General features: G+C 53.7%; 19 protein-coding genes. 11 read left to right on the plus strand and 8 right to left on the minus strand.

Annotated elements, in window-relative coordinates; translation table 11 throughout:
* Window positions 1-170: 170 nt before the first annotated feature.
* The 5 genes from AC5TBW_RS13840 to AC5TBW_RS13860 all read left to right on the plus strand — a co-directional run bounded on the left by AC5TBW_RS13840 (window position 171) and on the right by AC5TBW_RS13860 (window position 5,363).
* The gene (locus tag AC5TBW_RS13840; protein WP_495509118.1) at window positions 171-1,652 is read left to right on the plus strand and encodes a DHA2 family efflux MFS transporter permease subunit; all 1,482 of its coding nucleotides are present in this window, start codon (window positions 171-173) and stop codon (window positions 1,650-1,652) included.
* Window positions 1,649-2,647 (plus strand): ABC transporter substrate-binding protein, encoded by a 999-nt coding sequence (locus AC5TBW_RS13845; protein ID WP_495509119.1) that lies wholly within the window; start codon window positions 1,649-1,651, stop codon window positions 2,645-2,647. Before AC5TBW_RS13840 ends, AC5TBW_RS13845 begins: the two co-directional genes overlap by 4 nt.
* Entirely contained in the window at window positions 2,641-3,645 is a 1,005-nt protein-coding gene (locus tag AC5TBW_RS13850; protein ID WP_495509120.1) for a FecCD family ABC transporter permease, read from the plus strand. Before AC5TBW_RS13845 ends, AC5TBW_RS13850 begins: the two co-directional genes overlap by 7 nt.
* On the plus strand, window positions 3,642-4,676 hold the full coding sequence (locus AC5TBW_RS13855) for a FecCD family ABC transporter permease (protein WP_495509121.1): 1,035 nt from the start codon (window positions 3,642-3,644) through the stop codon (window positions 4,674-4,676). Before AC5TBW_RS13850 ends, AC5TBW_RS13855 begins: the two co-directional genes overlap by 4 nt.
* A gap of 63 nt (window positions 4,677-4,739) precedes the next feature.
* A complete protein-coding gene (locus AC5TBW_RS13860) occupies window positions 4,740-5,363 on the plus strand; it encodes an RraA family protein (protein WP_495509122.1) in 624 nt (207 codons plus the stop codon).
* A 54-nt stretch (window positions 5,364-5,417) separates the two neighbouring features.
* On the opposite strand, the gene AC5TBW_RS13865 is transcribed toward AC5TBW_RS13860, so the two are convergent.
* The 6 genes from AC5TBW_RS13865 to AC5TBW_RS13890 form a co-directional block, all read right to left on the minus strand.
* Complete coding sequence (locus AC5TBW_RS13865) at window positions 5,418-7,334, minus strand: IucA/IucC family protein (RefSeq protein WP_495509123.1); 1,917 nt, start codon at window positions 7,332-7,334, stop codon at window positions 5,418-5,420.
* Window positions 7,335-7,370: 36 nt separating this feature from the next.
* Window positions 7,371-8,144 carry an HpcH/HpaI aldolase family protein gene (locus AC5TBW_RS13870; protein WP_495509124.1) on the minus strand — a complete coding sequence of 258 codons (774 nt, stop codon included), beginning with the start codon at window positions 8,142-8,144 and terminating at the stop codon, window positions 7,371-7,373.
* On the minus strand, window positions 8,138-10,027 hold the full coding sequence (locus AC5TBW_RS13875) for an IucA/IucC family protein (RefSeq protein ID WP_495509125.1): 1,890 nt from the start codon (window positions 10,025-10,027) through the stop codon (window positions 8,138-8,140). The genes AC5TBW_RS13870 and AC5TBW_RS13875 overlap by 7 nt, the downstream gene beginning before the upstream one ends.
* Window positions 10,028-10,073: 46 nt before the next feature.
* Window positions 10,074-11,336 carry a type III PLP-dependent enzyme gene (locus AC5TBW_RS13880; RefSeq protein WP_495509126.1) on the minus strand — a complete coding sequence of 421 codons (1,263 nt, stop codon included), beginning with the start codon at window positions 11,334-11,336 and terminating at the stop codon, window positions 10,074-10,076.
* On the minus strand, window positions 11,329-13,134 hold the full coding sequence (locus AC5TBW_RS13885) for an IucA/IucC family protein (protein ID WP_495509127.1): 1,806 nt from the start codon (window positions 13,132-13,134) through the stop codon (window positions 11,329-11,331). The genes AC5TBW_RS13880 and AC5TBW_RS13885 overlap by 8 nt, the downstream gene beginning before the upstream one ends.
* Window positions 13,135-13,324: 190 nt before the next feature.
* Window positions 13,325-15,472, minus strand: coding sequence for a TonB-dependent receptor (locus AC5TBW_RS13890; RefSeq protein WP_495509128.1), 2,148 nt, complete (start codon window positions 15,470-15,472; stop codon window positions 13,325-13,327).
* A 251-nt stretch (window positions 15,473-15,723) separates the two neighbouring features.
* On the opposite strand from AC5TBW_RS13890, the gene AC5TBW_RS13895 reads away from it, so the two are divergent.
* Window positions 15,724-16,563, plus strand: a complete 840-nt coding sequence (locus tag AC5TBW_RS13895) for an ABC transporter ATP-binding protein (RefSeq protein ID WP_495509129.1) — start codon at window positions 15,724-15,726, stop codon at window positions 16,561-16,563.
* Between the two features lie 121 nt (window positions 16,564-16,684).
* Here the strand turns inward: AC5TBW_RS13895 and AC5TBW_RS13900 are convergent, their stop codons facing one another.
* Window positions 16,685-16,996: an AzlD family protein gene (locus AC5TBW_RS13900; protein ID WP_280104277.1), complete on the minus strand. Its 312-nt coding sequence runs from the start codon at window positions 16,994-16,996 to the stop codon at window positions 16,685-16,687.
* Window positions 16,993-17,715, minus strand: coding sequence for an AzlC family ABC transporter permease (locus AC5TBW_RS13905; RefSeq protein ID WP_495509130.1), 723 nt, complete (start codon window positions 17,713-17,715; stop codon window positions 16,993-16,995). The genes AC5TBW_RS13900 and AC5TBW_RS13905 overlap by 4 nt, the downstream gene beginning before the upstream one ends.
* Before the next feature lie 174 nt (window positions 17,716-17,889).
* Here AC5TBW_RS13905 and AC5TBW_RS13910 point away from each other — a divergent pair, with 174 nt between their 5' ends.
* Genes AC5TBW_RS13910 through AC5TBW_RS13930 form a run of 5 tightly spaced genes read left to right on the plus strand, consistent with a single transcriptional unit; the run spans window position 17,890 to window position 22,790 of the window.
* The gene (locus AC5TBW_RS13910; protein ID WP_495509131.1) at window positions 17,890-19,026 is read left to right on the plus strand and encodes a C4-dicarboxylate TRAP transporter substrate-binding protein; all 1,137 of its coding nucleotides are present in this window, start codon (window positions 17,890-17,892) and stop codon (window positions 19,024-19,026) included.
* Window positions 19,027-19,082: 56 nt separating this feature from the next.
* Window positions 19,083-19,712, plus strand: coding sequence for a TetR/AcrR family transcriptional regulator (locus tag AC5TBW_RS13915; RefSeq protein ID WP_495509132.1), 630 nt, complete (start codon window positions 19,083-19,085; stop codon window positions 19,710-19,712).
* On the plus strand, window positions 19,709-20,209 hold the full coding sequence (locus AC5TBW_RS13920) for a TRAP transporter small permease subunit (RefSeq protein ID WP_495509133.1): 501 nt from the start codon (window positions 19,709-19,711) through the stop codon (window positions 20,207-20,209). Before AC5TBW_RS13915 ends, AC5TBW_RS13920 begins: the two co-directional genes overlap by 4 nt.
* Window positions 20,210-20,219: 10 nt before the next feature.
* Window positions 20,220-21,527 carry a TRAP transporter large permease gene (locus tag AC5TBW_RS13925; protein ID WP_495509134.1) on the plus strand — a complete coding sequence of 436 codons (1,308 nt, stop codon included), beginning with the start codon at window positions 20,220-20,222 and terminating at the stop codon, window positions 21,525-21,527.
* 36 nt (window positions 21,528-21,563) lie between these two features.
* Entirely contained in the window at window positions 21,564-22,790 is a 1,227-nt protein-coding gene (locus tag AC5TBW_RS13930) for a metal-dependent hydrolase family protein (RefSeq protein WP_495509135.1), read from the plus strand.
* The last annotated feature ends 4 nt before the right edge of the window (window positions 22,791-22,794 follow it).

The raw sequence follows: 22,794 nt of genomic DNA on the forward strand, positions 1-22,794 counted from the left end.
GCTTTAAGGGGAGTCCTGGGCGTCGTTACTTGTGAGATGTGAGGAGTGACAAACGCCTCAATTGATAACGATTTGCATTATTTATTGCACCATGCAATCATTCTCTCTCCTAACTCTCACAATGGCTATCGATTAGGCAAGCCTCTACTCTGCACGCTAAGTGAGTATCCATGCCGAATGATACTGCGCATGGCGGAAAGGTGCTGATCAGTGTGCTGCTGGGTACCTTTACCGTCAGCCTAAACAACAGTGCTTTAAACCTTGCTGTCGCAGAGCTGATGGTAACGTTTAATGCCAGCGCCGCTCAGGTGAGCTGGGTGGTGACTCTGTTTATGATTAGCATGGGGATGACCATGCCATTAACCGGTTACCTCGCTAGCCGGTTTGGACGCAAGCGTATCTATTTAGTGGGGCTTGGATGGTTTCTAGCAGGCTCAGGACTCGGTGCCATGGCCCAGAGCCTTTCAGGCATTATCTTCGCGCGCGGACTACAGGGCATGGCGGCAGGCTTAATGATTCCGCTTTCTTTATCAATGATTTTCTCTGCCTATCCTAGCGACCAAAGGGGCCGCGTGAGTGGAATATGGGGCTTTGCCGTCATGATAGCACCCGCTATCGGCCCAAGTATCGGTGGCTTACTGCTTGAAGTTAGCCACTGGCGAGCGCTGTTTCTGATGAATATGCCGTTTGCTCTACTTGGGCTACTTAGTGGCTACCGCTATCTATCGGCAGAGCCACCCAACCATCAACACCAGTTTGATCTGATCGGTTTTATCCTGATCACAGTAGCAATGGGCGCGGTGCTGATTTCTCTAAGTCGTATGGAAACAGTGACTGACCTACTGCGCTACCAAGCCCTTGTCCCGCTTATTTTCGGCCTCATGTTGTTGTTACTGTTTGTGTGCGTTGAACTACGCAAACACTCTCCTTTACTTGAACTATCACTATTTTCCCATACGGGTTACCGCATCAGCGTTATGCTGGCCAGCCTTCAGTCAATTATCTTGTTTGGCTGCACGCTTCTCGTGCCTCTATGGATGCAGAGTGCATTAGGTTTCAGCCCGTTAACGACGGGTCTGGTATTTCTTGCTACTGCCCTCGCTGCTGCCATCTGCTCCCCCATTGCGGGCAGGCTGATTGACCGCTTTCCGCCTCAGTGGTGTATTAGCTTAGGGTTGATAACCACCATCAGTAGTCTGATTGGACTCGCCACTTTAACTTCGGCAACGCCGGTCTGGATAATTGGTGCTTGGATGGGCTTACGCGGGGTTGGTCTTGGCTGTGCTTATTTACCGGCGACCACCGTGGGTATAAAGGATCTTCCCGAGCACAGCGTTGCCCAGGCTTCCGCCATGAATAATATGGCACGTCGCCTAGCCTCTTCAGTGGGTATCGTTGCACTTTCAGTCTACTACGATATGGCAGTAAAAGACGCGCTAAAGCTGGGAGCCTCCTACACCGAAGCGAGTGCTTCAGCCCTGCATTACGCCTTTTTGGCGCTGGCACTCATCGCCGCTCTTTGCCTACCTCTGGCATGGCAACTTGGCCGAGCGGTGATGCGCCCTCAAGCAGTCCCGTTATGTAACGACATCTCGGCATCACACTTTTCAAAGCAATCTTCTAATCATGTACATGTCAGGAGAGTGAGATGAAGGCTCACGCCCTGTTCCAATGCTGTCGGCTAGCGCTACTGTTACTGCCCATAACGGTGATTAGCCCTATCGCAGAAAGTAACAGTCCCACCCTTAAAAGGCTTGATGACACGGCGGCCAATGCAACCCCGCAACGCATTGTCACTCTCTACCAAGGCGCTACCGACAGTGCTGTTGCTCTTGGTCTAACGCCAATAGGCGTGGTCGACTCATGGCTGGAAAAGCCCATGTACCGTTACTTGCGTGATGCGCTTTCGGGTGTGGAGCATGTAGGGTTGGAAACCCAGCCAAACTTGGAAAAAATTGCGTGGCTTGATCCTGAGCTGGTGATTGCATCAACTTTTCGCCATGCGCGAATAGCCCCTCTCCTGACAGCTATTGCGCCAATGGTGACGACGAATACCGTTTATGACTTTAAAGCCACCCTAAAGATGATCGGCGACGCTACCGGGCGAGAGGCTGAAGCCAACGCCCTGCTACGCCAATGGGAGGCGCGAGTGGCCGATTTACACCAACAGCTTGCCTCTCTGGGAGGCACTCACTGGCCACAAAGAGCGGCCGTGGTTCGCTTTAAGAGCGATCACGTACGTATTTATACCAGCGGCTTTGCTGGTTCGATTCTTGATGAACTCGGCTTTGAACAGCCTGATACGCTGCAAACCCAGGGATGGGGCATGAAATTAACCAGCACTGAGAACATCCCAGTGTTAGAGGCCGATGTGATGTTTGTACTACTTGAGCCAGATGATTCGGCCATCGCCGATAATTACCAACACTGGTCCTCTCACCCACTGTGGCAACAGCTTAATGCCGTTCAAGAGCAGCGTGTTTTCGAGGTCGACCCGGTTACCTGGATGATGGGTGGTGGCATATTAGCCGCCAACGGTATGCTGGATGATCTTTATGCCCACTATGAGCTTACTCCACCGCTGGAACAGCAACACTATGCGTGCCATTTGCCATCGACTGGTCAGGAGGGGCCAACAGTATGCTGATCAGTAGTAAAGCCAAAGGGATTGGGCTCGTCATAGGAGCACTGGCAGCGCTGCTCACCTTTTTCGCCAGCGTGATGTTTGGCACTACCGAGATCGCGCTCTCCTCCTTGCTCGCTTCACTTCTCCATTACGACCCAACGAAAGTTGCCCACATTATACTGCTAACGGAGCGCCTGCCCCGCGCGGTAATGGCTGCCTTAGTCGGCGCTAGCCTAGCCATTGCCGGTGCGCTGATGCAGACCATTACGCGCAACCCTCTGGCCTCGCCAGGGATTCTAGGGATTAACGCGGGGGCGATGTTTTTTGTCGTTGTCGCTGTCTCCCTCCTGCCGCTGCATTCGCCAGCACACTATGTGTGGGCTGCGCTTCTGGGAGCGTTTATCGCTGCCACGCTAGTGGTAATGCTTAGCCGTGGTCGCCACGGTGAGATATCCCCATTACGCGTAGTGTTGGCTGGCGTCGCTGTCACGGCGATGTTTGTGTCGTTTAGCCAAGGCTTACTGATTATTGATCAGCAAAGTTTTGAGAGCGTACTTTACTGGCTGGCAGGCTCGGTATCAGGGCGCGACCTTTCCTTGGTGATGACCTTGCTGCCTCTTTTTGGCGGCGCGCTTTTACTCTGTGCACTGCTTGTGCGCCATGCTAATGCGCTAATGCTGGGTGATGACATGGTTACAGGGCTTGGTATGCAGGCGATCACCATAAAGCTACTGCTGGGACTTGTCGTGATTGTTTTGGCCGGCAGCTCTGTAGCGCTAGCAGGCATGATTGGCTTTGTGGGCCTGATCGTACCCCACATGGCGCGTAGCATATTTGGTATCGACCACCGCTGGCTGCTACCTGCCTGTGCCTTACTGGGAGCTAGCTTACTGCTATTAGCAGATCTGGCCTCGCGTTTTTTAATGCCACCTCAAGAGGTGCCCGTCGGCGTGATGACAGCGTTGATCGGTACGCCCTTCTTTATCTATTTAGCGCGACGAAAAGCGATGGGCCCATGAGACAACTCGCCATTTTAAACCGTGCAGCTGATCATGATAGCGCCAGCGTATGGCCAAGCCTGCTGCTACTCGGGCTGCTTATTTTTGCCAGCGCTGGACTTTCGCTCTCGCTAGGTAGCTTCCCAACCCCTCCCTTGGAGGTGCTGCACGCATTAGTGACGCCGCAGAGTAGTGATATTGCCTTTATTATTTGGCAACTACGACTACCCCGCATAGCCTTGGCCATACTGGTAGGTTCAGCACTGGCGGTTGCTGGCGCTATTCTGCAAAGCATTGTACGCAACCCGCTCTCGTCACCCGATGTTATTGGCATCACCAGCGGCGCAGCGTTAGCGGCGGTGCTGTTTTTAGCGCTACTTAGTGCAAGCGTTAGCATTGAATGGCTGCCCTTTGCCGCCATGCTGGGAGCACTGGTCTCGGCACTGCTGGTATTTAGCCTGGCCTGGCGAGGAGGCATTAGACCCTCGCGCATGGTACTGGTAGGGATTGGCTTAGCAGCCGCCATGGGCGCTGGCACCACCCTGCTCATTGTTATCAGCGATGACTCTGCCGCCATGACCGCCTACGTATGGCTAACGGGGAGTCTTTATGCGGCACAGTGGGATGACATTAGAGGCATTTTACCCTGGCTAATAGTGGCTCTCCCGATCAGCTTAAGCTATGCCCGCCATGCTGATGTCATGGCTCTGGGTGATAGCGTCGCCGAAGGGTTGGGGGTGCCCATACTGCGCAGCCGAGTTGTCCTTTTAGCATGCAGCGTAGCGCTGGCGGGCGTCGCCGTGGCGTTTGCAGGAGGCTTAAGCTTTGTAGGCTTAATTGCACCTCACATTGCTGCCAGGCTGGTGGGGCGTAACTTTGTCAGACTGATACCTGCCTCAGCACTGGTAGGGGCTCTGATTGTCCTTTACGCCGACCTGCTTGGACGGGTGGCTTTTTTACCTAAAGACCTGCCTGCGGGTATCTTCGTTTCAGGAATAGGCGCCCCCTTCTTTGTCTATCTACTGCATAGAGCGCGATATCGCAGCCACTGAGTTAGCTCTTTTATAACCTAACTCTTTTATAACCACCCGCTCAACGGAAAATCAGGGATAGACATGTTTCATATTGCACCCCGTCATGTCACGTTTACAGAGCAGCAACGGAAACGCTTTGAACACCTCTCTACCTCCACTCTTGGGCACTTTACTGATTTTGGCGCTATCTCCTCCCTCATGCCGATTCAGCGCCCTATGCGGCTAATAGGAACAGCATTGACGGTCAGGATTCCGCATATAGATGGCAGCATTATCCGCCAGGCCCTGCAGATGGCCTGTCCAGGCGATGTACTGGTAATCGACGTTTCCGGCGATCATCACCGCGCCTGTTGGGGCGAGTTCAGAGCCTATGCAGCGCTGCGCAAACAGCTCGCTGGGGTTGTTACTAATGGCGCTATTACCGACTGGGCAACGCTCTCTCAGTTGAAATTGCCTACTTACGCACGCACAACCAGCCCACTGACGACAAGGACGCTCGAGCTGGAAGGTGAGATCAATACCCCCGTTGCCATCGATAACGTCACGATCAACCCGGGGGATCTGGTCATTGGCGATGATGATGGGCTATTTATCGTTCCCCAACATCGTGCCGATGCACTGGCGGATGCTGCTGAAAGTAAACAGCGTGAGGAGGAGGAGAAGCGCAAGGCACTCAAAGTAGCGTTTCCCGAGTGGTTCTACTAATTCGTCAAGCACACATAGAAACCGCCTGGCGCCCTGCCAGGCGGATAACCACCATCAGTTTTCCGTCAGTATCTCACCTGCCGCTTCATTGATCGATTTAGCTACTCGAATAAAGGGGTTACACGTGGAGCTGGTGCCAAACGGCATACTCCCCGGCCCGCCAGCTCGTTCGATAATCGGTGCGATGAGCCGTTTGTAGGGCCACTCCTGCCGCTCAAAGAGATGCTCTTTGAGCATTGCGCGATCATGCGCTTCGAAGGGTATCGAGTTGATCAGAGCGCTGATGCGTGCCGCCATCTCTTGCCAAAGTTTGTGGGTCGACAGCCCATAATAAATGGATAAGCTATCAATAATCGCCCGAAGATTGACCTGTATTGCCAGAGTTTGCAGCCAGAACAACAAGGCGTCTAGGCTTTCGTGATAGAGGGTATTGGAGTGGCCGGGCTTGATGCAGTAGTGGGGATTCTGCATGCCATGCTGCTCCAGGCGCTCGACGTTGATGCGAAGAGAGTCATGGTCGCGCAACAGGAGCCCGTGGCACTGACCATCCTTAAACACCAGGACGGCATTCTGCCCATGCACTTCTGCCAGCATCCCCAGGCGGAACATGCGCAGATTGATCTCAAAGAAGCAGTCGCATAGTTCGCCAAAAAGTGTATGTAGTGAGGCTGGGCTGGCCGTCAGATTACGCTGTGCTAACCAATCGTCAAATACATGGTGCTCGCCTCCTGGCAGCGGCGTTCCCAGCGTGGCCATGGGCACCAAGCGCACGCTAGGATCATCAAGTAAAACAGTGGGGTAACTGCGTACCATGGCTGATAGATGACGAGGCGCTTCATCGAAGAGTGTCGCTCCCTGAGGCATGTATGCCCACCACTTTCCCTCATCGCAAAGGTAGAGACGCTCGGCCAGCCTAGCATCCTGCTCTTTGGCTCTTTGTAGCAAGCGGGCGCTAAGATCGCCATTCAACATCTTGACCGCCGGCAGATAGCGGGAGGCGCCCAGAGAGTGAATGGCCATTGGCAGTTTCAGAAAATGGGGGCTTGCCGATGAGGGAGCCAGCGATCGAAGTGAGGAGGTGGCAAGCCAAGGGTCGGTGCCAGATGCCAGCGAAACGCACTCTCCTGACACGAAGGCCTCTTCTAACCAGTGAGTAAGCGCGTGCGCTTGCTGCCAAGGGTGGACGGGAATAGCGACATGTGTTTTTGCCACCCCCCGCAACACCATCTCCTCCTCAAGGCGCTGACGATCCACCTCACTAGCAATCCACTGCAGCGGCGTAGGGCTCTCCTTGCCAACCCCAGCGCCCGTCATTACGTGGTGTCTTGGCATCGCTACCCAGTGAAGTGAAATGGGCGCATTGAATTCGGCCATGTAGCGATGGTACTCGCTCTCGCTGAGCCCCTGCTTAGCTTTTGCAGTTGGATGGTAGGGCCGGTCGAGTAGCGATGCCCACTGCTCCATGATCGTGAAGTGCTCGGCCGTACTCTGTTGGTTTAGACCTTGCGTTTTGACCTGATGACCCTCGGAGCTTTCAGCCTGCCATAGGCTGTCAGAGAGCGCCTCAAGGAAAACCTTCTGCCCCTGGCTTAGCCCTTGTAGATCGTCGGCTGAGACTGCTCCAAAGAGGTGGCGTACAAAGGCAACAGGGTTCAGTGGTTCATGCTCCCGGCTCGCGTGATTAAGCGCGACAACCGGTGTTCGTGGCACTTTCTCCCAGGGTTGGGTAATACCGGGCTGCAACAACATAGCAATACTGTGTTGCGGGCTCTGATACCAGTGCCAAAGCCGCAATGATGGGTCGTTACGGTAAGTATCGAACACAGGCAGGCGGGTAAACCACTCATTTGACTGCGCAGCTATCAGCCAAGCGGCGCCGAGATCTTCCAGCAGCTCTTCAACCAGCAGCCCATCCACCAGAGCTTGCATAATTTGCTGCTGAGAATGGCACTGTGCATTCGGGGATTTCATAGTCGTGAACTCCAACAATATATAAAGCGCCCTAAGTTATTCCGCGCTGGCTTTGGCACTAATGAGGCTGTCTTGAAGGGCACGAAAAGCAATACCTCTTTCATCCCCCAACATGAAGGTGTTAACTCCCTGCGCCTGCCACCTGGCCTTGGCTTCTGAATGTCGTAAGAAGGCGCAGTAAGGGGTGGCGTGTGCCCGTGCACAGTTCTGAACTGCCTCTAGAGCCTCGACCACTGCTGTGTGCTCGGTCTGCCAGGTCACCCCCAAGGATTGCGAGAGGTCCGCGGCCCCCTCAAGCACCATATCGAGACCTGATACCGCACAAATCGCATCAATCTGTGCGACACCGCGGCGACTCTCAATCATGGCCACCACCATGATTTCCCGATTAGCCTTCAAGACGTATTCGGAAAGAGGGTCCTTACCAAAGGCGCCCGGGCGCCCAGCATTAACGCTTCGTTCACCCTCCGGCGCGTACTTACAAGCAGCCACGGCTCGAACCAAGATTTCAGGGTCTTCCACATTGGGGAGAACGATGCCCTGAGCGCCGCCGTCAAGCAGCCGCAGTAAGGTTTTAGGATGGGCATCGGCAACGCAAACCAGAGGTGTCAGTTGGTAGCTTTCGGCAGTGCGAATCATATGCTCGACAGTTTCTGGGTTGATCAGCACGTGCTCAGTATCAATTACTACAAAATCAAAGCCGGCTTCTCCGATCAGCTCAATAGAGGCCGCCGTGGGCATCGAAGCCATCACGCCATACACCTCCTTCCCCTCTGCAAGCGCCAGTTTAAGGCGATTGGTCCTTAACATACTGCCTCCCGATCGGGTGCATATTGCGCCAAGGGATTGGGCACCTGCTTGACCTGGGGAACCTCATCGCCAAACAGTCGGCGCCGGGTTAAGGCTTCCACTTCCCAGTGGGGAACAAAGACATTGAAGTAGTCGTAACGCTGGGTATGTTGAGGATGCGAGCGCTGGTACTCCTTGATTACCTCTGCGGTCATCGACCAGAAGAGACTCTCTTCCAGCCCAAAGTAGCGGCGCAGGAAAATCGCCATTTCAGCTAACGCAATGAAGAAGAAAGCATCACAGGAGTAGTCACGTACCGCTGCTAGATCGTCAGTCACGATAAAGGAGTTACGATTGAGCGCTGCGTGGCGGGCGGGCACAGGCTCCAGGGACGGAGCGAATTCAGGTCGCGCCAGATGGTCTGGGCTGAAGCGCACGCCATCATGAAAGTCCTTCAACGCAACCCTGACTGGCCAGCCATCCCGATGAATAACCACAATGTTCTGGCCGTGTGATTCCATCCCCACGCCTTCGGCAAATAGCATGTGGATAATGGGCAAGGTAGCTACCTGAATAAGCTGCCGCGTCCAGACTTCCAGTCCATAGTGCTCCACCCAGGGAGCAATAAAAGGCGTGGTGGGTTCACCATCGCAGTTTCTCTCCAACTGGCTCAAACCATTAAAAGGCACCGCTTTCTCGCCTGGCTGAAGGAAGCTGACAATATTCTGGCGCCAGATGGCGCCAACCTTGCCATATACATCGTTGTAGCGAGCCGCAGGAAATGCGCGCTCATCTAGCGCCACGCCCGCAACCTCACCTAGAATCACGAAACCTGCCGCTCGAGCGCTCTCATCTGTCGCAATGAGCTGCTGAAGCCACTGGGTGATGATCGGGCCATTGGTTACGGTATGGCGAGCCAGAATACGTATGCTGGAGGTGTTTGTGATACTCATCGCCAGCTTGAGATAGGGTTTGCCTGTATCCCCTGGAGCGAGAGTACGAATCGATTGCTGGGCGGTATACGTCGCCTCACCCTCGCCCAGCATAGTGACCTCACCATTTGCTAGCTCTGGATATAGCGCTGGAATAAGCGCATTTTCCCACTGCCAAGGGTGAACCGGCATCAGTACAACGTCGTCTCGGTCCAGTCGACGCCGGGCTAGATACTCCTCTAGGTGCGCCAGCACACGCGGCCCTGCCTCTTCTGCCACTCGATCCGTGAGGGTCACGCCAGAAATAGCACTCTGATGCGCTAAGTACTTGGGTAGCGCAAGCCACAACACTTGCAGTGGCTGAGCGAACTCCGGCCCATAGCGCTGGTTATCTTCAAGCGAGAAGCCGAGTCGAGATTTGTAACAGGGGTGATAACTGTGCGCATCAGTAAAATATTGCTCTAGAGCATCGACATCCAGAGCCTGCGGTTCCCCGTGGCAGGGCATTGGCCAGCCAGACGACTGTACATCCTTGATTAACGTCTGCTTCAACTCATTGATGAAACTGGGCTGTATCGCAACCCCGCCGAGCGCCACCTCTAGATCTTCGATAAAGCGTTGTAGGTCCACGGGCTCTGGCCCGCCCTCGTTATTGACCACCAGCGTGGAGTGCTCAAGGCGGATAAGCTGAAAGCTGTGACACAGCCAGCCACGCACTCGATAACAATGACTCCCTAGCGCGACGGAGAGAGTAACGCTGGAGGTGACGTTGTCAGACGCCTCAATAACCTCGTAGGGAAGCACGTTTTCGTAGAGAAGGGTCTGCAGTAACTGCCCAATAACCCGCTGTTTGATGCGGTCATAGTGTTGCCAACTGCGTGGGGACGCGAAAGGCGTAACAGTAGGTGTCATGGCATCTGATGCGCCATTTATTACCGCCGTAGGCGGCAGCGAACTGACGTGTATTGACATGATTTACCTTTTAAAAAATGTAGAAATGAGCAGTAAAGCGCCACGATCAACGCGGCAAATTTGCGGGCTTCCGCTCGCTGATGGTGGTGTCTCGGAGAGTAGGCGGAGCGCTGATAAAAACCTGATCAGGGCGCGGGTGGCACAGAAAGTCCGCATGGGAGATGTTGTAGCCATAGGCGCCCGCCAATGGCAGGACGAGTAGATCCCCCACGGCTACTCTGTCTAACGCCTGATGGCGGCTTAACACATCTTTGGGCGTACATAACTGACCTACCACCGTCCAGGGCTGAGACACGGCTTCGCCCGCCCGCGGTGGATCGCTGGGCATATGAATGACCGGGTGATCGTGCCCCTGGGCGGCAGGTAAGCGGAATTGATGCGTACCGCCACGGCAGATGAGAAAACCCTCTCCATGACTGATCTTGGTATCGAGCACTTCAATCACGTAGTAGCCACAGAAGGCGGAGAGAAAACGCCCGATTTCAAAGCGCACCAGAGGCGGCTGATGCATCTTTTCCAGCTGTTTCCCCAGTCCCTTACATAGCCCAGGCCAGTCAAATTGCTCCGAAGGTTGGAGATAATTCACGCCTATACCGCCCCCCACGTTGAGTTGGGTAAGCTGTTCGGGGTATCTTGCCAAGGCTCGCCAGCGAGGCCAGCGCTCAAGGTAGAAAGCCAATAGTCGTTGATGTCGTTGTTCGCTTTTCTGATGCGACATCGCATGAATATGAAAGCCAATTAGCGCCAGATTGGGGGCGTCATCCACCGCACGGACCGTTTCCGCCAACTGAGCTTCATCAACGCCAAAGGGGGTGGCAGTGCCAGCCATCCTTAAACGGCTGGAAAAGTCCGCAGGTAGAGACGGATTGATGCGCACCAGCACTGGCTGAACTCGTTGCAACGATGCAGCAATAGATTGCAAGCGAGCGACTTCATTGAGGCTTTCGATATGAAAGGCTTCGACCCCTCTACGCATGGCGTCACGCATATCAGAATCAAGCTTGCCCGGCCCCGAGAGCACCCATGGGCGCGGCGTCGAACTGGCACAGGCGCGATTAATTTCTCCACCTGACGACAACTCCAACCCATCAACAATGGGTGTCAGCGCATCAATGATCGGGCCTTCACTGTTCGCTTTAATGGCGTAGTACAGCTCTACGTTAGGGGGTAAAGCCGCCTTCATAGTGCTGGCATGAGCGGTCAGGGAGAGCAGGTCGTAAAAGAACGCCGCCATCGGCTCGCTGCACTGCTGTTGATGTCCTTCAATGGCTGCCCGAACATGATCGGGAATAAGAGCATGCTTAGCCATAGGCCATCTCCCCACCTGTCGCCTCGGAAACAAGCCAAGGGTTAGGCAACGCAACATATTGGGCTTGGCTATCCGCATAAGCCATCAGGCGAAGCTTGAAGTTCGTTTTACAGGGCAGATCACCACCCTCCAGCAGCGCATCCAATTCAGGCGTTGGTGTGGAATTCAGCCCTTTCCGAACCCTTTGTAACTCTTCACGCGTATCTTGCCAAAGCACCTCGGCCAGCGTGGGGCGCTGCCAACTCAATGCCAGGATGGCCTCAGCGATATGGTTGACGAAGAGACAGTAAGCGATGCGGTTCCATCCCTGGTCGCGTTGATAAATCATCGACTCTTTAACACGGGGGTGCAGCGACTCCTCGTCTAGCCAGTCAATCCCCTTATCACTGGTTAGCTTGACCCCTTCGAAATCCCGCAGCAGCATCTGTCGCGGCATGCCCTCGTCATGGATCAATACACAATTCTGCAAGTGAGGCTCCATGACGATACCGTATTTGAAGAAGAGTCCCATCACAGGTGCCACCAGTGTGCGCAGATAAGCCTGGAACCACTGCCGCACCCGGCGTTCCGTAGGTAGTGGAGCGGCAGATGTGACCCCATCTATAAAACAGAGCACCATCGGCGTTAGGTTGGCATCGCGTGCAAAGAGCGTTGCACTTAGCAGACAGCGCTCTGGCGAGTAACGCAGGCAGAAGTTTTCCCGCAGGATCACGCCGGTTTGCTCACGGAACCAGCGTCTCTGCTCTTCGCTTCCTGCCAGTGGCGCCCAGTGCACCGTGGCGGGTTCCTGCGCCACACACAAAACATCAAGCGCGGGGTCTCTTAGCTGAGTGAGCTGGTACATGATTCGATCAATGACCAGCGTACTCTCCTGCTCGTACCATGCATTTTTGCGTACACAGTTGGTGATGCGTACGTTGAGTGAGCCCTTGATGAACCAGGGATGCCCCTCGATATACCAGGTGCGCATGGAGGCAGTCGGAGCTGCAGGCCAACCACTCTCTCCCAGGTCGGCAATTACCCCCGCCCGAATCATCTCCGCTACTCTGGCATCTCGCCGGAAAAGAGCAGCCTGAACGGGGTGCATACTAAGCACTACTCGATCAGAATTTTCCGCCATACTCTGATCCGCGACGTGGGGCAGCACCTCCTCTACATTCAGCCTATTTGCATGGAGGCTTAACCCATCGGCAGGAAATGAAAACTGGTGCAAGGCGGTGGTCATGCAAAATTCTGGTGCGTAAGGTGGTTTGTCCTGCAGTAGGTGTGGCGGCCACTGTCTAGCCTTCGGGGTAGGATGATTGGGGTGACCAAACCAGAGCCCCTGCTCGCTAAAACGATAGTCTGTGAGTGGTTGAAGATTGGGCTGCTCAACGGCATGGGCGACGATCGCCGTCATAACGCTGTGGCTCTGAACAACCTGATCGCACAATTCTTGGTTCAGCGCGCCATCATGCCACTGGCAGTTCTTCAGCAAAGAGGCGATCAAAGTGGCTATTTCAGGCGCCTGCCAGCGGTCTGTATCCGTTTCATAAACGTAAAGTATCGATAGGTAGAAGTGACTTCCTATCGCCGAACGTCGGTCAACCATCACAAACAGAGAAAGCGATGATGACCACTCTAATAGTAGAGGTGTGCCGTGCAGATGTTCTGGCAGCCCTTTCTGATAGGCTGGCCATTGATAGGATAGCGTGCCATTCGGTATTGCCACTTCCTTGATAATGCAGTTCAGCAACGCATGCATGGATGCATGCTTGCTGATCTCGCAAGGTAAACGTGAGTAGCGTGCGTAGCTCATATGGCCTCCGCAATAAAGTCGTCCTTTAAAAACCCAAATGCCTTTCGGCAGTTGAATTCGCGCGTCCCTGGCTAGTCACTTTGCGAAGTTATTATGGGTGTTGAGATTATTGGTAGGATTGAGGGATGAGAGCTAACGCCCATTTGGCGAAAGCTCTCTTTTAACGTGTGCTTAGTCCTCACCTCAGGAATTAGAAGTCCAATCGATAACCAAAGGTGAGAGTTCTGCCCCGCCCGGCGAAGTAGCGCTCGTCATTCACCAGGGCACTTTGCGAGTAGTAGGTGACGTACTGTTCATCTAATAAGTTGGCCACCCCAACATTGACCTGACCGACAGGTAGTTGATAGCCCACTGCCGCGTCCATCAATAAATAGCCATCAAACTCGCGATTCGCTTCATCAAAGGTTTCATCGAAGGCGTAGTTGGCTTGAACAAAGGTTGAGAGCTCATCGGTCCAATTAGCCGACCAACTGGCTATCAGGCGATCCGGCGATACATCCAATCCAGACAGTTTAGAATCCAGGCTGCCGTTATCGTCGCTATCGTAGCGTCCTTCCATGCGTGAGTAGGCTAAGCGACCAGCGTGTTGATCGGTAAACTGATAATCTACCGCGGCCTCAAAGCCTTTTATTTCGGTCTCCTGGCGCTGCATATAGAAGACATCATCCACTTCTGTTAAGCGGCTACCAAAGTCAGAAGACGATTCATAATAGCTAAGCTCAGCGGCTAGGCGCCCGTTTTCAAAACGCACACCTGTCTCGACATTATCGGTCACGATAGGGCTTAGATTCTCGATGCTATTGACCGACTGCCCAGGGGTACTGATGCCCCTCAATGCACGGCCCACATCGGGAATCGAGAACCCCTCAGAGTAATTGGCAAACAGGCTCCAATGATCGACGGGACTCCACACAGCCCCCAGGTTATAAAGCGTTTCATTGAAACTGGGATCGCCACCCTCTACGTTAACGCCATTATTTGCTGCCACGGTCTGATAATCACCGATATCCAGCTTGGCATACTCATAACGCACGCCTGCGGAAAGCAGCAACGAATCAATCGGGCGCAAATCTGCCTGGAGGAAAGGTGAAAGATCGGTATATTCAGTGGAAGGTACATAGGTCCGATTTGACTGATACAAGTACTGCTCTGTTTCATCAAACAGCGTATCGAAGCCGGCGGTCAGTTTAAGCCGATCATCCAACAGATCATCTTTGGTAAGAGACACTTTGGTGCCAAACTTACTGGTCGCCGCCATGGTTTGGTCATAAAAAGTTCCCACTGGCGCAATGGTGGGATCTTGGAACGTTGCCGAGTTGGTAGCGCCAAACAGCGCCTCATAATCCTGATAAAACGCCTGAGCACTTAAACGCATTCCGGCAAGGTCATAATGATCGTAGCTTAGCCCAGTGGTCCAAACGCGGTTATAGGGCGCGTCACCTTCGGGTGTACCACGCTCAGACGTCGTCACCACACCATTAGCACGATCACCCGTTACGCTGACATAGTTATTATGATTTTCAATATCGTAATGATTGACCGTTAATTGAAGTCGTTGATCATCATCAAGCCAATAAGCCACCTTGCCCAAAAAATCATAAGAGCGTGAATCCATCAGGTCACCTTGGGTGTTATCAACGCCCACAGGGTCACTATTGCCATCCAGGAAAAGGCCTTGATCCTCAAAACTCATTGAGAATAGATAATCAATATTGCCGCTGTTACCACTCACCCCATAATTGGTTTCGTAGCTTAATGTATCGCCATCCAGCTCGCTGGTAGGGGTCGTCACCTTAACCTCAGCATACTGATTGAGCGAACCAGGCTCTGGGCGTTTGGTAATCAAATTGATGACGCCGCCCGCAGCCCCTACCCCGTTGGTGGCGTTCGCCCCCTGAATGACTTCAATCTGCTCGACCATCGAAAAATCGATAGCGTGCGCTTCACGGCCAGTGGGCCGCAAAGGATTTGATTGCGGAATACCGTCGATAAGAATCAGCGGTGTTCGCCCCCTCAAGGTTTCACCGCTACCGCTCATCTTTTGGCGGCTGGGTGAATAGGAAGGCAACAAGTTGCTTAATATCTGCGAGGAGTCACTGGAAATTTGCAGCTGTTGATTGATCTCCTCCTCGCTGATAATGCGCACCGTTTGAGGCGAATCTTCTTTAGTGGCATTGGTGCGTGAGGCAGTGACAACCATGGTTTGGTTAGCGTCCCCACGGCTATTCTGCGTCTCTTGGTCTGTGGTTGCTGATGCCTGCCCATAGGCTTGGCTGGCAGCCACTAAACCGGCAAGCGTCAACGTGGGCCAAAATACCGGGCGTTTCTTAATGTGCATCTTCTTTTTATCCCCTGCGTTCAAGTGGGTGTTCCCTTCAAAACGTAATGCAGATCTAAATGATAATGATTATATTATGCACATAAAAAACAGTGAGGTCTATTGGTGCGGAACAAACCGTTCGCTATAACGAAATTCTCTAGACCACTTTCAAGCAGTGAACGGTTATCAATTAGCGAGCAGTAATTATTGAAAATGAGAATATTTTGTCTTAGGGTTCTGGCTGTTTCGATAACCCCAATGAGCGCCTCATGCCATACCCACCAACCCCGCCGCCCGGTCTAACGGGCGAAGCACTGCATGCTGGTTACGACGCTCGGCAAGTATTGAACGGTGTGGATATCGCTATTGCGGAAGGCAAGCTCACGGTTCTCTTGGGGGCCAACGGAAGTGGTAAGTCAACCTTACTGAAAACCCTAGCCCGTACGCTTTCGCCAAGCAGTGGGCATGTATATCTGGATGGCAAAGATATTCATCGCAGCAATACGCGGGAGGTCGCAAAACGCCTGGGCATTCTCCCCCAAGGGCCAGTGGCACCTGAGGGGCTGAGCGTTAGGCAGTTAGTGGGAATGGGCCGCTTTCCACATCAGGGTTTGTGGCAAAAAAATGCGCAGCAGGACGCCAATGCCATTCGTGACGCGATGGCGTTTACCAATGTCACTGAGTTTGCCGAGCGCAGCGTGGATGCGCTTTCCGGTGGGCAGCGCCAACGCTGCTGGATTGCGATGGTGCTGGCGCAACAAACCGACCTGATTTTGCTTGATGAACCGACTACTTTTCTGGATCTAAAGGTACAGGTTGACCTACTGGAACTCCTTTCACGCCTCGCCCACGAGCATGGCCGTACGCTTCTATTAGTACTCCACGACCTCAACCTGGCCGCCGCCTACGCTGACCATTTAGTAATGATGAGTGACGGCCGCATAGTCACCAGCGGTGCGCCCACGGAGGTGTTCACCGCGGCTAACCTTAAGCGCGTTTTTGATCTGGATGCCCATGTGATCCACGACCCTGAAAGTGGTAGCCCTATTTGTGTGCCGCGTAAACGGTGCCAGCATGCTAGGGAAACAGAAGCTTCGGCAGCGTTATAACCGTGAATAAATAGTTTCGGGTGGCGAGCTCATAAGAGCGGAGAGTTAGAGCGCTTAACGCTTAGTAATATCAATTCCAGCCTACCCTCTACGACAAAGCGCATATGGATGATGGTGTTACTCATGTGAACCACCAGCGCCAACCCGCCGCACTAAGCATGCCCATTGCAATCGACACTAATGGGTTTCTCATGACTACCGCCACTGTTCCCGCCGCAATGGCCGCAAGCCGAACGCCGCCGTCACCATGCACGATGATAGGCGTAATAACGGCAATCAGAACTGAGCTAGACATGGCATCGACGAATAGCCGTACACGTGGGCCTAGCGGCACACGTGACATGATTAGCAGTCCCAGTACTCTGGAACCATAAGCAATTGCCACCATTAGCATGATGGCTATCAACGACTGCCACACGGGGGATGAACTCATGAGGCGCTTTCCCTTAACCAGTGTCCTGGCAACAATACGGCCACCACGCCACCGGTCAGGGCGCCCACCATCACGTGTAGGTAAGGCGGCAACCACCAGTACGCCATTAATGCACTCGCCGCTGCTGCCAGCCAGGGTAGGGCCATCGCCGCTCTTGGGTTGCCACCGACAACGATCATCAGCAGAAAACACAGCATGATCACATCAAGGCCGAAGCGTTCAGGCTCGGTAATACCTCCCCCAAAGGTTAACCCTATCGCAGTGCCCCCGACCCAGGCGCCCCACAGTGCGATGCCGCCACCCAGCAAAATACCCAGGTTTCGCTCGCCGCGCTGATACTCTCCCAGCGCCATTGCCCAATTGGAGTCAGTTAGCAGAATCACCATCGCGAATTGCTGGCGTTGAGGTAACGCCTTAAGCCATGGATAAAGCGCCGCACTCATCAGCATATGCCGGGTATGAATCGCCAGTGTGACCGCTGCCAGAGCAAGCAGTGGCAGAGGGGAATGCCACATCTCTAGAGCAGCAAACTGCGATGGCGCCGCGAAGACAAACAAGCTCATCAGCATCGCCTCCCAGCCAGCCAGACCCTGGTGCACAGCGGCGACGCCAAACGCCAAGCCAAACGCGATTGTAAAAATCGCCAAAGGCAGCATCATGCGAATCCCTCTCCAGGTGCCCGTGATATCAAGCCGAGTAGAATTTTCTTTTACTTTCATTGCTTAACCATTCTCCACGAACCGGGCTGCAACAAAAACAAACAGACCTGCTTGTTTTTTTATTCTTTGAAGTCTAGATTGAATTATGAACACGCGCCATAGCTGGTGATGTGTCAATAAGACGAAACAATACAACAGAAAAAAACAGCCGATTAAATCGGCCCAGGAAACTACATGAACTTCACTCGTAATACGCTGACACTCGCCGTTGGAGCGCTGGTCTTACCTGTCGTTGCTTCTTCGGCCCATGCCGCAACCTCCTTTATTGCCAATTCGTTCTACGACCAACAACATCCTCACTCCCGTTACGGCTATATCGAGTGGGCAGAAATGGTCAAGGAGCTCTCGAATGGTGAACTGCAACCCGAGGTTTATACCGGCACCGTACTACTGGCACCACGCGCTAACCTTCAGGGTATCCAGGATAACGTGGTTCAAGTGGCTCACCATGCGGCTATTTACACGCCTTCTGAAATGCCGGTCGCGAATGCCGTGCAGGAGTTAGGCTTTAACTATGATGACCCATTGGTCGCCATTCTGGCGGTGACCGACTTCAGCCTGAATAATCCCACTCAGTTGGCCGAGTGGGAAGAGCTGGGTATTGTCTACCTGGGTGCCTATAGCACGCCTTCCTATGTGCTGTTTTGCCGCGAGCCCGTCCGCAATCTTGACGAGCTACGCGGTAAGCGTATTCGTACCGCAGGCTCGACTGTTTCTGCCTGGGTCGAACAAGCGGGTGGAACACCGGTTAATGTGCCTTCCAGTGAAATGTATAGCGGCCTCGATCGGGGGTCATTAGATTGTGCAACGAATGCGCCTAATGACTTGATCGATCGGTCTCTTTGGGAAGTCGCCGAGTACACGACGCTGCTGCCCACCGGTATGTATTGGTCCGGCCCTCAGTGGGGCTTCAACTCGGGCTTTTGGGCTAGCCTCAGCGATGAGGAGCGCGATGTCTTTAAAGAAGCGACGGCCAACGCAATGACACGCATGATCGTCCAATTCCTCAACGCTTCTGAAACCGCACTGGAAGAAGCCGCTGCCCATGGTAACAACATCTACCAGCCTGAAGAGGATCTGATGGCGTCTGTGGAGACTTTCCGCGCTGATGCCTTGGCCAATGTCTACGATAAGGCCCGTGATGAGTACGGTGTTGAAGACCCAGAAGCGCTGATTGATGATTTCATCGCGACCTATGAAAAGTGGGAGGCCTTAATCAGCGAGGTTGATCGCGAGGACGAAGAGGCACTGGCCGAACTGGCCATGCAAGAAATCTACAATAAGCTTCCTGCAGACTACGGAATTTATTAACGCTGTAACACTTAGGCCGTCGCAGTGAGGCGGCCTAGGCCAAATAAGGGTTCGTTATGACGAAGCGACAAAATCAAGAAGAACGCTCACGCCAAACCCAGGCCCGGGTGACGCAAGCGACTATCGAATGCATTCTCGAGAAGGGCATTCGTGCCACTTCAACGGTGGATGTGGCACGTCAGGCGGGCGTTTCCCGGGGCGCTTTAGTTCACCACTATCCTTCTAAAACATTATTGATGCAGGCAGCGCTTGAGGACTTGCTGAGTCGCGAAGTCGAAAGCGTAAGAGAGATGGCCGTGAAAGTTAAAGCAGGCGAGCTTAACTTTGACAACCTGCTTAAAGCATTGCATGAGCACTTCAAGGGCGACCTTTACATGGTCACTCTTGAGTACCTCACTAATGCGCGAACCGATCCTGACATCATGAAAGTGTTAGTGCCGCTGGCCGCCAATTTCAATGACTCTTTGGAGCAAATTTGGGAGCAACTGGTCGCCAGCGCCAACCACACGTCGCATCAGAACCGCGTCGCTCTGAACGCCACCTTGTGCATGATGCGGGGTATGGGGGCGCAAAGCATCTGGCGTGATGACCCCGAGCTCTACCGCGATATGCTGCTGTTCTGGAAAGAGACGCTGCTGGAACTGGGTTTTTCTGCCTCAGATACAAAAGGGAGTGAGCCCGCATGATCGCCAGACACGTGGAGTCGTTGAGCCAGTGGATTGCCAAAAGCGCCATGGTGCTGGCCTCATTGTTTCTGGTACTGATGGCGCTGCATGTCTCACTGGATGTAGGCCTGCGCTACTTATTCGGAAAGTCATTTACCGGCACCCTGGAGTTTGTCTCTTTCTACTACATGGTCGCCGTTGTCTTTCTGCCACTCGCTTATGTGGAGCTTCAGCGGGAACACATCAGCGTGGATGTGTTGGTGGGAAGGCTTCCGCCTAGGGCCCAACTGGTGCTTTACCTGTTTGCCAGCACTCTTGGGCTCGTCTATTTCGGCATGCTCTGCTACCAGAGCTATCTTGATGCGGTTCGCGCCACGGTTCGAATGGAAACTGCCATGGCCAACTTTACCTTCTATCTATGGCCCAGTCGCTGGGCGTTACCGGTTGGCTTTGCAGCTATGTGCCTGGCCATCCTCGCCAACATGATTAAGGCGCTGCAACAACGCCAAGCCCTCTAGGAGTTTCCTAATGAGTAATATCGAGATAGGCGTGGCAGGCATTGCCATCGCCTTGGCCCTGATCGCCCTGCGCGTGCCAATCGGCGTCGCACTGGGCTTGGTGTCGATCATCGGCATTGGTGAAATGACCAGCATGCGCGTGGCCTGGGGGATGATTTCTGCCACGCCGTTTGACTTTGCAGGTACCTGGGAACTGACCGCTGCACCTATGTTCCTGTTCATGGGCTATTTGTGTACCAGCACCAATATGACCCAGGGCCTGTTTCACGCCATGCGTCTTTATCTGGCGCGCCTGCCCGGTGGTCTAGCGGTTTCCAGTGTCATGGCTTCTGCTTTCTTTGCCGCCGCGTCGGGCTCTAGCGTAGCAACCTCGGCGGCCATGTCGCGTATTGCCGTGCCCGAAATGCTCAAGCATAACTATGACAAGGGGTTGGCTACGGGTACCGTCGCAGCATCTGGCACACTCGGCTCGCTGATTCCGCCAAGCGTGTTGCTGGTGCTCTATGGCGTTTATGCTCAAGTGTCGGTCGGCCAGCTATTTATGGCGGGGTTCATTCCCGGTGTGCTTTCAGCGCTGCTTTACATCGCCATGATCATGGTGAGAACCAAGCTGAATCCCAGCTTGGCGGGCAACACCGATGTACGCTCTAGCTGGGAAGAAAAATGGGATGCCTTTAAGCATATTTGGCCGTTGCCGCTGCTGATCGGGTCAGTGCTTGGTGGGATTTTCCTGGGTATCTTCTCACCTACGGAAGCAGGGGCCGTGGGTACAACCATTGCAGCCCTGATCGCCTTGGCACGTCGCACGCTCACCTTTTCAGCCATTCAGGAAGCACTGGTTCGCACGGCGGTGAGCACGGCAAGCATCTTCATTATTCTCATCGGGTCACTGTTTTTCACTCGTTTTCTAGCCATGAGTGGCGTACCCGCCGCTTTTTCCGAGTTGATTCTCGGTGTTAGTACTGAGACGTGGTGGATCATTCTTGCTGTCGCTGTGATCTATCTCGTACTGGGTATGTTTATCGACTCCATAGGCTTACTGCTGCTCACTCTGCCGTTAATCCTGCCCTTAGTAGAGGGCGCTGATCTCAACTTGATCTGGTTCGGCATCATCGTCGTCAAGCTGCTGGAAGTGGGGCTGGTTACCCCGCCTATCGGACTCAATGTTTATGTCATCAAAGGCGCCCTGGGCAATAGCGTCACACTGTCTGAAGTGTTCAAGGGCGTTACCTGGTTCATTGTCATGGATATTGTTGCCCTTTTGTTAATCGTGCTGATTCCAGCGCTTTCGCTCTATCTACCGCAAAAAATGTTTTAACGCCACTCTCACATGGAATACCCACAAGGAACACTCATGACAACAACACGTTTTATTAATGCCAACGTCATTGATACTCGCAACGGAAAGGTGCTCGCCAACCAGCAGGTGCGCATTCAGGATGGCCGGATCGTCGATGTGAGCGATTCGCCCCTTGAAGGCAGTGATGATCACGTCATCGATATTCAGGGCCGCTTCCTGATGCCCGGTCTGGTTGATTCGCATGTCCACGTCACGGCAATCACACCCAATTTTGCCCTGCTGGAGACGCTTTCGCCTTTCTATGTCGGTGCCAAATCGAGCGAGTTGATGGAAGCCATGTTGATGCGTGGATTCACCACCGTGCGCGACGCTGGCGGTGCAGATTATGGCCTGGCCAAAGCCGTAGACGAAGGCGCTTTGATCGGCCCGCGCATCATGTACGCAGGAAATGCTCTTTCTCAGACAGGCGGTCACGCCGACATGCGTGGCCCTGGGCAGCAAACCTTTGAAGGTTGTTTCTGCTGCGCGGGTCTCGGCCGTGTTTGCGACGGTGTTAGTGAAGTACGCCGGGCCGCCCGGGATGAGATCAGAAAGGGGGCTACCCAGATCAAAATTATGGCCTCAGGCGGTGTCTCTTCACCGACCGACCGTATCGATAGCACCCAGTTTTCGCTTGAGGAAATTGACGCCATTGTGGAGGAAGCCACTGCCGCCAATATTCACACCATGGCACATGCTTATACGGCACGCGCTATCAATCGGCTTATCCCAAGAGGCGTCAAGACCATTGAGCACGGCAACCTCATGGACGAGGAGAGCTGTCGGCTATTCCTTGAGTACGACGCTTATCTTACGCCTACACTCTGCACCTACGATGCCCTAGCGAAGGAAGGTGTCGAGGCGGGGATGGCCGAGCACTTACAGCGCAAGGTGTATGATGTTCTGGATGCTGGCGGTAAGGCGCTGGAAATGGCGCAACGGCATGGCGTTAAAATGCTCTATGGCTCTGACCTGCTTGGTCGGATGCAGCGCCATCAACTCAACGAATTCCATTTACGTAAAGATGTGGTACCGACCGACGAGCTGATTCGTGCGGCAACAAGCCACGCCGCCGACGCTTATGGGCACACAGGAGATTTTGGCGAAATTATTCCAGGCGCAAGAGGGGATATTATCGTACTAAAAGACAACCCTTTGGATGATATCACCGTGCTTACTCAGCCTGATGAGCAGCTCATGTTGATTATGAAGGGAGGCGTTTCTTACAAAAACACTCTCTAGAAAG

Source organism: Vreelandella sp. ssv (assembly GCF_059448525.1).